This window comes from Streptococcus sp., from assembly GCF_030528045.1.
Classification (GTDB): Bacteria; Bacillota; Bacilli; order Lactobacillales; family Streptococcaceae; genus Streptococcus.
Genome location: NZ_JAUMZR010000018.1, coordinates 1 through 14,251 on the forward strand (window position 1 = coordinate 1; position 14,251 = coordinate 14,251).

The following is a 14,251-nucleotide window of genomic DNA, read 5'->3' on the forward strand; positions in this document are numbered from 1 at the left end:
TAATTTGAGCTTATAGCCCTGGTGCAAACCACCCGTTAGACGGGTGGTTATGATTTCTTCTTCCGGTTTAATACTGCATTGAGGACAATGGCCAGTAGGCTGGCTACGACAATTCCGTTTGAGAAAAACATTTGGAAGGTTGTTGGCATGCTGACGAAGAGATTACTGTTGTTGAGTCCGACACCTGCAGCGATTGATACAGCTGCGATAAGGAAGTTGTGTTCATTGTTGGCAAAGTCAACACGGGCGAGGATTTGCATCCCTTGGAGGGAAACAAAACCAAACATCACCAGCATAGCACCACCAAGGACAGGACTCGGAATGATTTGGGCGAGGGCACCAAACTTAGGAAGGAGTCCAAGGAGGACTAGGAAACCAGCTGCGTAGTAGATTGGCAGGCGAGTCTTGATGCCTGACAATTTAACCAAACCAACGTTTTGTGAAAATCCTGTGTAAGGGAAGGTGTTAAAGATTCCTCCGAGAAGGACAGCTAAACCTTCTGCACGGTAACCGTTGCGCAGGCGCGTGCTGTCGATTGGGTCATTAGTAATATCAGACAAGGCCAGATAAACACCAGTGGACTCAACCATAGACACCGTTGCGATGATACACATCATGACGGTGGATGAGATTTCAAAAGTCGGTACACCAAAGTAGAGGGGAGTTGGAACATGGACAAGCGGTGCTGCCGCAACAGGGGAGAAGTCAACCAAGCCCATAGTGGCAGCAATGGCAGTTCCGACAACCAGACCAATCAAAATGGAGATAGACTTGATGAATCCTTTGGTAAAGATGTTGATCAAGAGGATGATTAGAACAGTGATGGCTGCAAGCAAAAGACTTTGCCCAGTTGGTTCAGGGATGTTATTTCCCATATTTACAATAGCGACAGGAATCAGGGTCAATCCAATCGTGGTAATGACAGAGCCTGTTACGATAGATGGGAAGAGATTGGCAACTTTTGAGAAAATACCTGAAATCAGAACCACATAAATCCCTGATGCGATAAGGGCACCAAACATAGCCTCACTACCGTGACTCTGCCCAATCATAATCAAAGGAGCGACGGATTGGAAGGCAACTCCGAGAACGACTGGTAGTCCAATCCCAAAGTATTTGTTGAGTTGGAGTTGGAGGAAGGTGGCCACCCCACACATGAAGATATCTGTGGAGATCAGGTAGGTCAACTGCTCAGCTGAATAGCTCAGAGCTGTCGCAATCATGATGGGAACCAGAATAGAACCTGAGTACATGGCTAATAAGTGTTGCAAGCCAAGAACGGCTGCTTGTGAATGTTTTTCTTGTTTTTGCATTAGAGATCTGCCTCCTTAAATACGACCTGACCATTTTCGAAACGATCCAAGCGAGCCAGTGATAGGACTGGATATCCTGCTTTTTCAAGCAAATCACGACCATCCTGGAAAGATTTTTCAATCACGATACCAATCGCTTCAACTTTTGCTCCAGCTTGTTCGATGATTTGGATCAAACCTTTGGCAGCTTGGCCATTAGCAAGGAAATCGTCAATAATCAATACCTTGTCCTCTGGTGAAAGGAATTTTCCAGCGATGGAAACGGTGCTGGTCACCTGCTTGGTAAAGGAGTAGACTTGGGCGGTTAAGATGCCTTCGTTCATGGTGATGTTTTTAGCTTTCTTGGCGAAAATCATGGGAACATTCAAGGCTTCAGCTGTAAAAACAGCTGGGGGAATGCCTGACGCTTCAATGGTTACGACCTTGGTAATGCCAGCAGCAGCGAATTTTTCCGCAAATACCTTACCAATCTCTCGCATCAAGTTAAAGTCAACTTGGTGGGTTAAAAAGGAATCCACCTTGAGGATATTGTCCCCCAAGATATGCCCATCCTCGAGGATGCGCTCTTCTAATAATTTCATAAGACCTCCTAAAGTCTAAAAGACGCTTCATTTGCTTGTTTAGAGTTTCTAGCAAGAAATAGAAAAAGGACCTACTTAATCCCCTAAGTAAGTCCCCAAAATAGGCATGGCCAAAACCATACCTTCAGCTGACATACTCATTGTTAGGTGTTCCAGCACCTTGTAGAAACGTCGTGCCAATTCACGACATAAACAAGTAAAATGATATTCAATTTTAAATAGGCTACTGCCAATGTTTTTATTTTACACCAATTAGCTTTATAAATCAAATATTTTGTTAGTAAATAGATCATAAAAGCGAACGAAAAAGCCTACAAGGCTGGATAGTATTGTAGACTTCGATTATTCTATTCGCTAAATCTTAAAAAATAGCCATCTGGATCCAAGACTGCAAATTCATGAGGATAGATATAGTGATCCCCAACACGAAATGTTCGTTTAGTCAAAGGACGATAAATAGGATAGTCAGCTTCCAGCAGTTTTTGGTGGAGCTGAGGGACATCTTCAATGCCAAAGGAAATATTGACACCGCGCCCGAAAGGATAGGTTAGTTGGGCTAATTCTTCTGTGCTGCCTTCTTCTAGCATAAGTTGGCAGTCTTCAAGCGAGAGGAAGAGAGATTTCTCCTCTGGACGCTCGTATTCGACAGAAAATCCCAGCAAGTCGCAGTAGAAGTGGCGTGACTTTTCGAGGTCAGATACTACAAATTCAGGAATGACAGCTTGATAGTCCATTAGCTTTCTCCTTAAAGTTCAATTTCCAATACAATCGGCGTATGGTCTTGACGCGCACCTGAGTCAATCATGTCAGACTTGGTCACCTTGTCAGCCACGCGGTTGCTAGTGAGCCAGTAGTCGATTCTCCAGCCTGTATTGTTGATTTTAGAAGTCTTACTGCGTTGCGCCCACCAAGTGTAACGTTCTGAGACATCGCCGTGAATATGGCGGAAGGTGTCAGTAAATCCAGTTGCCAAAAGGTTGGTAAAACCAGCACGTTCCTCGTCTGTAAATCCAGGTGAACGGCGGTTGCTGGCAGGATTTGCAAGGTCGATTTCCTTGTGGGCCACGTTGTAGTCACCCGTCGCAAGGACTGGTTTTTCTTTGTCTAGTTGAGCCAAATACTCAGCATATTTGACGTCCCAGACTTGACGCTCTTCCAAGCGTTTGAGACCGTCGCCAGCGTTTGGTGTGTATACTTGCGTTACGAAAAATTCATCAAATTCTAGGGTGATGATGCGGCCTTCCAAGTCCATGGTAGAAGGGGCACCGATTTCTGGGAAGCTAATCGCTGGTGTGAGTTCTTTCTTATAGAGGAACATAGTTCCAGCGTAGCCTTTGCGAGCAGGTTCTTGAGAGGAACGCCAAGTGTTTTCATAACCTGGGAAGAGTTCTTCTAAAATTTCCAAGTGTTTCTTTGTAGGCCCTTTTGCAGAAAGCTTGGTTTCCTGGATAGCGATAATATCAGCATTTTCAGCTACCAAGGTTTGTAGGACTTCTTGGGACAATTTTGCACGAGCTGAGTCGCTCGTTAGGGCTGCATTGAGGGAATCAATATTCCATGAGATGAGTTTCATAAAGTTACCTTTTTCATTCAGATTACAGACTATATTATACCAAAAAAAGGCGCATTTCCCCAACGTATGGTTTGAAAAATCACCCTCTTTCGTTTATAATTAAGAATGATTTTATGAAAGGGAGTGAAAATACATGAAATTCTATTCTTATGACTATGTACTCAGCCAAATCAGTCAGCAAAATGGCATCATGATTGGCTTTGGGATCGTCTTATTAGCTGTTACAGGATTTTTTGCTTTTAAAGCTTACTATGATAAAAAGGGCACCAAGTTTCGTGAGTTGGTCATGATTTCAGCCTTGACCTTACTGGCTCTCCTTTTGATTAGTATCTCGACTTATCAAAACAATCAAGTATCTAATAATAAATTTCAAGCTTCACTTCATTTCATCGAGCTTGTTTCCAAAGAATTGGGAGTAGACAAGTCAGAAGTCTATGTCAATACTTCGGCCGACACTGATGGCGCACTTATCAAGGTCGGAGATCGCTATTACCGTGCCTTGAACGGAAGTGAGCCATACAAGTACCTGCTAGAGAAAGTCGAATTGCATAAAACAGATTCAATTGAACTGGTGGAGGTGAACAAATGACACTCAATTATATGGAAATTTTAATCAAACTAGCCTTGGGTCTCTTTTCTCTGGTTTTTGTAATTAATGTGACCGGAAAGGGTAACCTAGCGCCTAACTCAGCAATAGACCAAATTCAGAACTATGTACTCGGGGGGATCATCGGTGGGGTGATTTACAATAGCGCCATCAGTATCCTTCAGTATGCAGTCATCTTGATCATGTGGACCATTCTGGTCTTGACTCTCAAATGGCTGAATAATAATGTTCACTTTGTGAAACGTTTGATTGATGGGAAACCAACCCTGCTCATCAAAAATGGGAAGATTGATCCAGAAGCCTGCCGTTCGGTTGGTTTATCAGCAGCGGATGTAGCTCTTAAGCTCCGTAGCCAGGGAATTTTCCAAATGAAACAAGTCAAACGCGCTATGCAGGAGCAGAATGGTCAACTCATCGTAGTCCAAATGGGAGATGAGAATCCCAAGTATCCTGTTGTCACAGACGGTGTTATCCAAGTTGAAATTTTGGAGACCATTGGTCGGAGCGAAGAATGGCTGCTTGATAACCTCAGTAAACAAGGGTATGACAATATGGCCAATATCTTTATCGCTGAGTATGACAAGGGTGTCGTCTCAGTCGTAACTTATGAATAAGAAAAACCTGGGGTCTTGTACTCTTCAAAAATCAAATTCAAACTGCGTCAACGTCGCCTTTCCGTATGTAGGTTACTGACTTCGTCAGTTCTATCTACAACCTCAAAGCAGTGCTTTGAGCAACCTGCGGCTAGTTTCCTAGTTTGCTCTTTGATTTTCATTGAGTCTTGGCCTCAGGTTTCCATTTGCAATCAGAAAGGGATTTTATGTCCATTATTCAAAAACTCTGGTGGTTTTTCAAGTTAGAAAAGCGCCGTTATCTAGTCGGGATTGTGGCCTTAGTCTTGGTTTCCGTCCTCAATCTCATTCCCCCCATGGTCATGGGGCGGGTGATTGACGCCATTACATCGGGTCAATTAACCCAGCAGGAGCTCCTTCTTAATCTATTTTATCTACTGCTGGCAGCCTTTGGGATGTACTATCTGCGCTATGTTTGGCGCATGTATATCCTCGGGACATCCTATCGTCTGGGGCAGATTATGCGCTCTCGCTTGTTTGAGCATTTTACTAAGATGTCGCCAGCCTTTTATCAGACCTATCGGACGGGAGACTTGATGGCACACGCCACCAATGATATCAATGCTTTAACTCGTCTCGCAGGTGGAGGAGTCATGTCAGCAGTGGATGCTTCCATCACGGCGCTGGTGACTTTGCTGACCATGCTCTTTAGCATTTCGTGGCAGATGACTCTGGTTGCCATTCTTCCCCTGCCTTTTATGGCTTATGCGACCAGTCGTCTAGGGAGAAAGACTCATAAGGCTTTCGGAGAATCCCAAGCTGCCTTTTCCGAACTCAATAACAAGGTGCAGGAGTCTGTATCAGGTATCAAGGTGACCAAGTCTTTCGGTTATCAGTCAGATGAGCTGGAGTCTTTTCAGGCAGTCAATGAATTAACCTTCCAAAAGAACCTCCAAACCATGAAATACGATAGTCTCTTTGACCCTATGGTTCTCTTGTTTGTTGGTTCATCCTATGTTTTAACCCTTTTGGTCGGTTCCTTGATGGTTCAGGAGGGACAGATTACGGTTGGGAATCTGGTCACCTTTATCAGCTACTTGGATATGTTGGTCTGGCCTCTTATGGCCATTGGTTTCCTCTTTAATATCACTCAACGAGGCAAGGTTTCTTACCAACGGATTGAGGATCTTTTGTCTCAGGAATCACCTGTAAAAGACCCTGAGTTTCCTTTAGATTGTATTGAAAATGGGCGCTTGGAGTATGCCATTGACAGCTTTGCCTTTGAAAATGAGGAAACATTGACAGATGTTCACTTTAGTCTGGAAAAAGGACAAACCCTAGGCTTGGTCGGTCAGACAGGCTCTGGGAAAACGTCCTTGATTAAGCTCCTCTTGCGTGAATACGATGTGGATAAGGGAGCTATTTATCTAAACGGTCACGATATTCGTGACTATCGTCTGACAGACCTTCGTGGTCTCATGGGCTATGTCCCTCAGGATCAGTTTCTCTTTGCGACCTCTATCTTAGACAATATCCGCTTTGGAAATCCTGACCTGCCTTTATCAGAAGTCGAGGAAGCGACCAAGCTAGCTCAAGTTTACCAAGATATTGTAGACATGCCTCAGGGCTTTGATACGTTGATCGGTGAAAAAGGAGTCAGTCTTTCAGGTGGTCAAAAGCAACGTCTGGCCATGAGTCGGGCTATGATTTTAGACCCTGATATCTTGATTTTAGATGATTCCTTGTCCGCCGTGGATGCCAAGACGGAGTATGCCATCATCGACAATCTCAAGGAGACGCGGAAGGATAAGACAACCATCATCACAGCCCATCGTCTCAGTGCAGTTGTCCATGCAGATCTGATTTTGGTTCTGCAAAATGGCCAAATCATAGAACGCGGTACACACGAAGACCTGCTAGCTTTAGATGGCTGGTATGCCCAAACCTATCAGTCTCAGCAGTTGGAAATGAAAGGAGAAGAAGATGCAGAATAAGAAAGAGCAATGGGCTGTATTGAAGCGCTTGATGTCTTATCTCAAGCCCTATGGCCTCCTGACCTTTTTGGCACTCAGTTTTCTCCTTGCGACGACGGTCATTAAAAGTGTCATTCCCCTCGTGGCTTCCCATTTTATCGACCAGTACCTCAGCAATCTTAATCAACTGGCCGGGACCGTTTTGCTGGCCTACTATGGCCTCTATATCCTACAAACTCTAGTTCAGTATGTCGGCAATCTTCTCTTTGCACGAGTGTCTTACAGTATTGTCAGAGATATTCGTCGCAATGCCTTTGCCAATATGGAGAAACTCGGCATGTCTTATTTTGACAAGACGCCAGCAGGCTCCATCGTTTCTCGTTTGACCAATGATACCGAGACCATCAGTGATATGTTTTCAGGGATTTTATCCAGCTTTATTTCAGCAGTTTTTATCTTTCTGACAACTCTGTATACCATGTTGGTGCTGGATTTTCGTTTGACAGCTTTAGTCTTGCTCTTTCTTCCCTTGATTTTCCTTTTGGTCAATCTCTATCGGAAAAAGTCAGTGAAAATCATCGAAAAAACCAGAAGTCTCTTGTCGGATATCAATAGTAAGCTGGCAGAGAATATAGAGGGAATCAGGATTATCCAGGCCTTTAATCAAGAGAAGCGCCTGCAGGCAGAATTTGATGAAATCAACCAAGAACACTTGGTCTATGCCAACCGATCTGTAGCCTTGGATGCCCTCTTTTTGAGACCTGCCATGAGTTTGCTGAAACTTCTAGGTTATGCTGTTTTGATGGCCTACTTTGGCTATCGTGGTCTTTCTATCGGGATAACAGCTGGAACCATGTATGCCTTCATCCAGTACATCAACCGCCTTTTTGATCCCTTAATTGAGGTGACGCAAAACTTTTCAACCCTTCAAACGTCCATGGTATCTGCAGGCCGTGTCTTTGCCTTGATTGATGAGACGACCTATGAGCCTCTTCAAAAAGATGGGCAAGCCAAAGTCCAAGAGGGCAATATCCGTTTTGAACATGTGTGTTTCTCATATGATGGCAAACATCCGATTCTGGATGATATTTCCTTTTCAGTTAACAAGGGCGAAACCATTGCCTTTGTAGGTCATACAGGTTCCGGGAAATCTTCCATTATCAATGCCCTCATGCGCTTTTATGAATTTCAGTCAGGCCGCGTTCTCTTGGATGGTGTGGATATCAGGAACTACAGTCAGGAAGAGCTGAGAAAAAATATCGGTCTGGTCTTGCAGGATCCCTTCCTCTATCACGGGACTATCAAGTCCAATATTGCCATGTATCAAGATCTTAGTGATGATCAGGTCCAGGCTGCGGCTGCCTTTGTGGATGCAGATTCCTTTATTCAGGACCTTCCGCTGGGGTATGATGCCCCCGTTTCTGAGCGTGGTTCGAGCTTTTCTACTGGCCAGCGACAGCTTCTTGCCTTTGCTAGAACAGTCGCCAGTCAGCCTAAAATCCTGATTTTGGATGAAGCGACAGCCAATATTGACTCTGAAACAGAAAGTTTGGTTCAAGATTCCCTAGCTAAGATGAGACAGGGTCGGACGACCATTGCTATTGCTCATCGCCTTTCGACCATCCAAGACGCCAACTGCATCTACGTCTTGGACAAGGGGCGCATCATCGAGAGTGGAACCCATGAGGAACTCTTGGCCTTGGGAGGAACCTATCACAAGATGTATAGCTTGCAGGCTGGAGCTATGTCCTAATACTCTTTGGAAATCTCTTCAAACCATGTCAGCTTTATCTGCAACCTCAAAGCTGTACTTTGATTTTCATTGAACATCAGAAGGAAATCCTTCAAATTACAGATTTCTTGCACCGCCTTTTCCATTTTGTGGTATAATGAAAAATGTTGACAAATAGTATAATAAAAACAAAGGAGAAACAGCATGCTGAATTGGGAAGACTTGCCCGCGGAAATGCAATCAAGCGAGGTTGAGTCTTATTACCAGCTTGTCTCTAAAAGGAAGGGTTCGCTGATTTTCAAGCGTTTCCTGGATTGGGTTCTGGCCCTGTTTTTGCTAGTTTTGACTTCTCCCATCTTTCTTATCTTGAGCACTTGGATCAAGTTGGATAGCAAGGGACCTGTCATTTACAAACAAGAGCGCGTGACCCAGTACAACCGTCCGTTCAAGATTTGGAAGTTCCGTACTATGGTGACGGATGCGGATAAAAAAGGAAGTCTGGTGACTTCAGCTAACGACAGCCGCATTACCAAAGTGGGAAATTTCATTCGTCGTGTGCGCTTGGATGAACTGCCTCAGCTGGTCAATGTCCTTAAAGGCGAAATGTCTTTTGTCGGCACGCGACCTGAAGTGCCACGTTACACCGAGCAGTATAGTCCTGAAATGATGGCGACCTTGCTCTTGCCAGCAGGAATCACCTCTCCAGCCAGCATCAACTACAAGGATGAGGATACTATCATCAGTCAAATGACGGAGAAAGGCCTAACGGTTGATCAGGCCTATGTAGAGCACGTCCTTCCTGAGAAGATGCGCTATAACCTCGCCTATCTCCGAGAGTTTAGTTTCCTTGGAGACATCAAAATCATGTTTCAAACCGTGTTTGAAGTGCTAAAATAAAGTAGTCATGAGAAAATGAGTACAGATAAAAGGAGCAAATCAATGCCAAATTACAATATTCCATTTTCACCACCCGATATTACAGAAGCAGAAATTGCTGAAGTAGCGGATACCCTGCGCTCTGGTTGGATCACAACAGGTCCTAAGACAAAAGAACTGGAGCGTCGCTTGTCTCAATACACACAGACACCTAAGACTGTCTGCCTCAACTCTGCGACAGCCGCTCTTGAGTTGATTTTACGTGTTTTGGAAGTGGGACCAGGTGATGAAGTCATCGTTCCAGCTATGACTTATACAGCTTCATGTAGTGTCATCACTCACGTAGGAGCGACACCTGTCATGGTGGATATTCAAGCAGATACGTTTGAGATGGACTATGACCTTCTTGAGCAAGCCATCACTGAAAAGACTAAGGTGATTATTCCGGTTGAACTTGCAGGGATTGTTTGCGACTATGACTGTTTGTTCCAAGTCGTGGAGAAAAAACGTGATCTCTTTACAGCTGCTAGCAAGTGGCAAAAGGCCTTTAACCGTATCGTGATTGTTTCTGATAGTGCTCATGCTTTGGGATCTACTTACAAAGGGCAGGCAGCTGGTTCTATCGCTGACTTTACTTCCTTCTCATTCCACGCCGTTAAAAACTTTACAACTGCTGAGGGAGGAAGTGCCACTTGGAAGGCCAATCCAGCTATTGACGACGAAGAGATGTATAAGGAATTCCAAATTCTTTCCCTTCATGGTCAAACAAAGGATGCCCTTGCCAAGATGCAACTGGGTTCATGGGAATACGATATCGTTACACCGGCCTACAAGTGCAATATGACGGATATCATGGCTTCGATTGGTTTGGTACAATTGGACCGTTACCCAGCTTTGCTACAACGTCGTAAGGACATCGTGGACCGCTATGATCGTGGTTTTGCAGGTACTCGTATTCACCCACTTGCACACAAGACTGATACTGTCGAATCTTCACGTCACCTCTACATCACTCATGTAGAAGGAGCAAGTTTAGAAGAACGCAACCTTATCATCCAAGAATTGGCCAAAGCAGGAATTGCAAGTAATGTACACTATAAACCGCTTCCGCTCTTGACAGCCTATAAGAATCTTGGCTTTGATATGGCAGATTATCCGAGAGCCTATGCCTTCTTTGAAAACGAAATTACCCTCCCTCTTCACACTAAATTAAGCGATGAAGAAGTAGACTATATCGTTAAGACTTTGGTGAGAATTTCCGAAGAAATCCTCGGTTCTGGAAAAAAATAATAAAAAATCTTGACAAAAAGCGGACAATAGCATATAATATTCTCAACAAATCAGAAAAGTAACTATTTTTGATCTTCAGGGAGCCTGTGGTGATTGTGAACAGGTGGTTGGAAGTAGTGAAAGTGGGCTGATTTTAAAAATGAATTTGAAACAATGAAAATTTGGTGCGCACACCTTACAGTGCAACTTGTTGTTAGATAAGGCAGAGATGTAAAGGGGAATAGTCCCTTTATAATTGAGGTGGCACCGCGTTACCAACGCCCTCACACAGAATCCAATCTGTGTGTGGGCTTTTTTCATATCTTGAAATCAATACTGAAAGAGGAAAAATTTTATGACAACTAAAGGTTATTTTGGACAATTTGGTGGTAGTTTTGTACCGGATCCGATTCAGGCTTTGTTGGATGAGTTGGAAGTGACATTTGACAAATACAAGGATGATCCAGAGTTTTTGGCAGAATTTCGCCATTACTTGAAGGATTATTCTGGTCGTGAAACACCACTCTATTTTGCGGAAAGTTTGACAGATCACTTAGGTGGGGCTAAGATTTATCTCAAGCGCGAAGACCTTAACCACCTTGGTTCTCACAAGCTCAACAACGTTTTAGGACAAATTCTTCTTGCCAAACGTATGGGCAAAAAACGAGTGATCGCAGAAACAGGAGCTGGTCAGCACGGTGTTGCGACAGCAGCAGCTGCAGCCAAGTTTGGTATGGCTTGTGATGTCTACATGGGGGCAGAAGATGTGGAGCGTCAACGTCTCAATGTCTTCCGTATGGAGATGATGGGAGCGACTATTCACGCAGTTGAAACGGGGACACGAACTCTCAAGGATGCGGTCGATGCAGCCTTTGGAGCATGGATGAATGACCTTGAAGCCTTCTACGTTTTGGGATCTGCTGTAGGGCCTCATCCTTATCCTACCATCGTTCATGAATTCCAAAAGGTCATCAGTGAAGAATCTCGCCGCCAAATCTTGGAAAAAGAAGGCCGTTTACCAGACTACGTCATTGCCTGTGTAGGTGGTGGTTCCAATGCTATTGGAGCTTTTTCACAGTATGTTGCTGATGAAGAAGTCAAATTGGTTGGGGTCGAAGCTGCTGGTCATGGACTTGACACAGATAAGCACGCAGCCACTATGACAAAAGGTAGTGTCGGAATTGTCGATGGTATGAATACCTATGCAGTCTTTAAGGAAGACGGAGAGCTGGCGCCAGTTTACTCTATCTCAGCTGGTTTGGACTATCCAGGGGTTGGTCCAGAACACGCCTACTTTAAAGATTCTGGTCGCGTAGAATACGTAGCAGCGACAGACGAAGAAGCTGTTCAAGCCTTGCTCCTTCTTAGTAAGACAGAAGGGATTATCCCAGCGATTGAAAGTTCGCACGCCATCGCAGAAGCGGTTAAACGTGCACCGAAACTAAGTAAAGATGACATTATCATCATCAATGTCTCTGGTCGTGGAGACAAGGACGTAGCTGCGATTGCAGACTACCTGGAAGCTAAAAAATAAGAGATGGAAAAATTACAGTCTTTTCTCTCACAGAGAGCTTGTGGTTGCTGGAAACAAGCAGAGAAAGCTGTAAGGTTGGGTCCATTTGAAACGAGAGAAGAAAACATAATTCTCAAGGGAGTGCCCTTTATCGCACAGCCTGTTACAGGAATGTTCTGAGACAGGAATGAGAGATAGGAGAAATCCTATAATTGAGGTGGCACCGCGAATTTCGTCCTCACGCAAGTTATTTTGCGTGGGGATTTTTCATACAATCGCCACGGACTAGAAATAGAACTGAAAGGGAAATTACAATGGAACGAATCATTCATGGAGATGTCTTATCACCAATCTTGGCTTATATGCGCTTAAAAGGGCAACACAAGGTGATCTTAGAAAGTATTCCGAGAGACAAGGAAACCGCTCGTTTTTCTATCCTAGCTTATAATCCTGTTTTTGAGATTCAGTTTGAAAATGGAGTTCTTTATCAAAATGGTCAAGTGATTAATCGGGATCCCTTGGATTTCCTTTATGAAGTGACTCATAAGAGCCAGCACCATTCAGATCTCCCTTTTGGTGGGGGAGCTATTGGCTTTGTCGGTTACGATATGATTTTGCTCTATGAAGAAATCGGTCAAATCCCTGAAGATACCATTGGGACGCCAGACATGCATTTCTTTGTCTATGAGAGTTATATGGTCTTTGACCACAAGAAGGAAAAAATCCATGTCGTCGAGGATGCTCTCTATAGTGATCGCAGTCAAGAAGATTTGGAAGAAGCCTTGAAGCAAGTGCTGGAGGAATTACGCATTCCTGCTCCAAATGAATTTGAAGACTTGGATTTATCTCCGCTGGACTTCAAACCGCATATCGCTCCTCAGAAGTTTGAGGAAATGGTGGAAACAGCTCGCGACTTGATTCGTAATGGTGATATGTTCCAATGCGTGCTCAGCCAGCGTTTCTCAGCAGAAGTTACTGGAAATCCATTTGACTTCTACAGAAATCTCCGCGTGACCAATCCATCTAATTACCTTTATTTCTATGATTTTGGGGATTATCAAATCATTGGTGCTAGTCCAGAAAGTTTGGTTTCTGTCAAAAATGGCATCGTGACAACCAATCCGATTGCGGGAACGCGACCAAGAGGAGCAACGGAAGAAGAGGATAAGGCTTTGGCGACAGATTTACTTTCTGATGAGAAGGAAACAGCAGAACATCGGATGTTGGTAGACTTGGGGCGCAATGATATCGGCCGCTTCTCTGAAACAACCAGTGTCCAAGTCACCAAGTATATGGAAGTGGAGCTCTTCCGCTATGTCATGCATTTGACCAGCGTGGTGAAAGGGCGTTTGCTTCCAGAACTCACTGCCATGGATGCTTTGAAAGCTACACTTCCAGCTGGAACAGTTTCAGGAGCACCAAAGATTCGGGCCATGAGACGCATCTATGAATTGGAAACAGAAAAACGTGGCGTATACGCAGGAGCAATCGGCTACTTGTCTGCGACGGGTGATATGGATTTCGCTATCGCCATCCGAACCATGATTCTCAAAGATCAAACAGCCTATGTGCAGGCTGGGGCAGGGATTGTCTATGACTCAATCGCCCAAAACGAATACCAAGAAACCATTAACAAGGCTAAATCTATGACTAGGATTGGAGAACTAAGACCATGATTTTATTGATTGATAACTATGATTCTTTTACCTATAACTTGGCGCAATACATTGGGAATTTCGCAGAGGTGCAGGTCTTGAGAAATGATGATCCCAAGCTGTATGAAGAAGCTGAAAAAGCAGATGGTCTGGTCTTTTCTCCTGGTCCTGGTTGGCCAGTTGATGCTGGAAAGATGGAAGACATGATTCGTGACTTTGCAGGCAAGAAGCCAATTCTAGGGATTTGTTTGGGTCACCAAGCCATCGCAGAAGTCTTTGGTGGGAAGCTAGGTTTGGCTCCAAAAGTCATGCATGGGAAACAGAGCCATATCAGCTTTGAAGCGCCATCTGTTCTCTATCAAGGCATTGAGGATGATCGTCCAGTCATGCGTTACCACAGCATTTTGATTGAAGAAATGCCAGAAGACTTTGAAGTGACAGCTCGTTCGACTGATGACCAAGCTATTATGGGAATTCAACACAAAACCCTTCCGATTTATGGCTTCCAGTACCATCCAGAAAGTATCGGAACGCCAGATGGCTTGTCTTCTATTCGGAATTTTATCGAGAAGGTTGTAAAGTGAGGA

13 protein-coding genes, 1 riboswitch and 1 other annotated feature are annotated in these 14,251 nt (G+C 44.2%); of the genes, 9 read left to right on the plus strand and 4 right to left on the minus strand.

Features of this window, described 5'->3' with window-relative positions; genetic code table 11:
- Positions 1-47 precede the first annotated feature (47 nt).
- From Q4A91_RS04790 to Q4A91_RS04805, 4 genes are all read right to left on the minus strand, one after another.
- Complete coding sequence (locus tag Q4A91_RS04790; RefSeq protein ID WP_303209143.1) at positions 48-1,313, minus strand: nucleobase:cation symporter-2 family protein; 1,266 nt, start codon at positions 1,311-1,313, stop codon at positions 48-50.
- Entirely contained in the window at positions 1,313-1,894 is a 582-nt protein-coding gene (locus tag Q4A91_RS04795) for a xanthine phosphoribosyltransferase (RefSeq protein ID WP_303209144.1), read from the minus strand. The genes Q4A91_RS04790 and Q4A91_RS04795 overlap by 1 nt, the downstream gene beginning before the upstream one ends.
- Before the next feature lie 120 nt (positions 1,895-2,014).
- Positions 2,015-2,110, minus strand: a riboswitch (purine riboswitch).
- A gap of 131 nt (positions 2,111-2,241) precedes the next feature.
- On the minus strand, positions 2,242-2,628 hold the full coding sequence (locus tag Q4A91_RS04800) for a VOC family protein (protein WP_303209145.1): 387 nt from the start codon (positions 2,626-2,628) through the stop codon (positions 2,242-2,244).
- 11 nt (positions 2,629-2,639) lie between these two features.
- Entirely contained in the window at positions 2,640-3,467 is an 828-nt protein-coding gene (locus tag Q4A91_RS04805; RefSeq protein ID WP_303209147.1) for an exodeoxyribonuclease III, read from the minus strand.
- 133 nt (positions 3,468-3,600) lie between these two features.
- Here Q4A91_RS04805 and Q4A91_RS04810 point away from each other — a divergent pair, with 133 nt between their 5' ends.
- The 9 genes from Q4A91_RS04810 to Q4A91_RS04850 all read left to right on the plus strand — a co-directional run bounded on the left by Q4A91_RS04810 (position 3,601) and on the right by Q4A91_RS04850 (position 14,248).
- Positions 3,601-4,056, plus strand: coding sequence for a DUF3290 family protein (locus Q4A91_RS04810; protein WP_303209148.1), 456 nt, complete (start codon positions 3,601-3,603; stop codon positions 4,054-4,056).
- The gene (locus Q4A91_RS04815) at positions 4,053-4,688 is read left to right on the plus strand and encodes a DUF421 domain-containing protein (RefSeq protein ID WP_303209149.1); all 636 of its coding nucleotides are present in this window, start codon (positions 4,053-4,055) and stop codon (positions 4,686-4,688) included. The genes Q4A91_RS04810 and Q4A91_RS04815 overlap by 4 nt, the downstream gene beginning before the upstream one ends.
- A 206-nt stretch (positions 4,689-4,894) precedes the next feature.
- Positions 4,895-6,640 carry an ABC transporter ATP-binding protein gene (locus Q4A91_RS04820; protein WP_303209151.1) on the plus strand — a complete coding sequence of 582 codons (1,746 nt, stop codon included), beginning with the start codon at positions 4,895-4,897 and terminating at the stop codon, positions 6,638-6,640.
- A complete protein-coding gene (locus tag Q4A91_RS04825) occupies positions 6,630-8,372 on the plus strand; it encodes an ABC transporter ATP-binding protein (protein WP_303209153.1) in 1,743 nt (580 codons plus the stop codon). Before Q4A91_RS04820 ends, Q4A91_RS04825 begins: the two co-directional genes overlap by 11 nt.
- A gap of 183 nt (positions 8,373-8,555) precedes the next feature.
- Positions 8,556-9,248 (plus strand): sugar transferase, encoded by a 693-nt coding sequence (locus Q4A91_RS04830; protein ID WP_303209155.1) that lies wholly within the window; start codon positions 8,556-8,558, stop codon positions 9,246-9,248.
- A gap of 42 nt (positions 9,249-9,290) precedes the next feature.
- Positions 9,291-10,517 carry a DegT/DnrJ/EryC1/StrS aminotransferase family protein gene (locus Q4A91_RS04835; protein ID WP_303209156.1) on the plus strand — a complete coding sequence of 409 codons (1,227 nt, stop codon included), beginning with the start codon at positions 9,291-9,293 and terminating at the stop codon, positions 10,515-10,517.
- A gap of 334 nt (positions 10,518-10,851) precedes the next feature.
- Positions 10,852-12,030 carry a tryptophan synthase subunit beta gene (trpB, locus tag Q4A91_RS04840; protein ID WP_303209157.1) on the plus strand — a complete coding sequence of 393 codons (1,179 nt, stop codon included), beginning with the start codon at positions 10,852-10,854 and terminating at the stop codon, positions 12,028-12,030.
- Positions 12,021-12,252 (plus strand) — a binding site (T-box leader). (Overlaps the previous gene by 10 nt.)
- Before the next feature lie 71 nt (positions 12,253-12,323).
- A complete protein-coding gene (gene trpE, locus Q4A91_RS04845; RefSeq protein ID WP_303209159.1) occupies positions 12,324-13,685 on the plus strand; it encodes an anthranilate synthase component I in 1,362 nt (453 codons plus the stop codon).
- Positions 13,682-14,248 carry an aminodeoxychorismate/anthranilate synthase component II gene (locus Q4A91_RS04850; RefSeq protein WP_303209161.1) on the plus strand — a complete coding sequence of 189 codons (567 nt, stop codon included), beginning with the start codon at positions 13,682-13,684 and terminating at the stop codon, positions 14,246-14,248. The genes trpE and Q4A91_RS04850 overlap by 4 nt, the downstream gene beginning before the upstream one ends.
- Positions 14,249-14,251 lie beyond the last annotated feature (3 nt).

Excerpts from the sequence above, each read along its gene's own strand:
- Q4A91_RS04820 (WP_303209151.1), top strand. The coding sequence starts at position 4,895 with ATGTCCATTATTCAAAAACTCTGGTGGTTTTTCAAGTTAGAAAAGCGC.
- Q4A91_RS04800 (WP_303209145.1), bottom strand. The coding sequence starts at position 2,628 with ATGGACTATCAAGCTGTCATTCCTGAATTTGTAGTATCTGACCTCGAA.
- Q4A91_RS04825 (WP_303209153.1), top strand. The coding sequence starts at position 6,630 with ATGCAGAATAAGAAAGAGCAATGGGCTGTATTGAAGCGCTTGATGTCT.
- Q4A91_RS04830 (WP_303209155.1), top strand. The coding sequence starts at position 8,556 with ATGCTGAATTGGGAAGACTTGCCCGCGGAAATGCAATCAAGCGAGGTT.
- trpB (WP_303209157.1), top strand. The coding sequence starts at position 10,852 with ATGACAACTAAAGGTTATTTTGGACAATTTGGTGGTAGTTTTGTACCG.
- Q4A91_RS04795 (WP_303209144.1), bottom strand. The coding sequence starts at position 1,894 with ATGAAATTATTAGAAGAGCGCATCCTCGAGGATGGGCATATCTTGGGG.
- trpE (WP_303209159.1), top strand. The coding sequence starts at position 12,324 with ATGGAACGAATCATTCATGGAGATGTCTTATCACCAATCTTGGCTTAT.
- Q4A91_RS04815 (WP_303209149.1), top strand. The coding sequence starts at position 4,053 with ATGACACTCAATTATATGGAAATTTTAATCAAACTAGCCTTGGGTCTC.
- Q4A91_RS04805 (WP_303209147.1), bottom strand. The coding sequence starts at position 3,467 with ATGAAACTCATCTCATGGAATATTGATTCCCTCAATGCAGCCCTAACG.
- Q4A91_RS04835 (WP_303209156.1), top strand. The coding sequence starts at position 9,291 with ATGCCAAATTACAATATTCCATTTTCACCACCCGATATTACAGAAGCA.
- Q4A91_RS04810 (WP_303209148.1), top strand. The coding sequence starts at position 3,601 with ATGAAATTCTATTCTTATGACTATGTACTCAGCCAAATCAGTCAGCAA.
- Q4A91_RS04850 (WP_303209161.1), top strand. The coding sequence starts at position 13,682 with ATGATTTTATTGATTGATAACTATGATTCTTTTACCTATAACTTGGCG.
- Q4A91_RS04790 (WP_303209143.1), bottom strand. The coding sequence starts at position 1,313 with ATGCAAAAACAAGAAAAACATTCACAAGCAGCCGTTCTTGGCTTGCAA.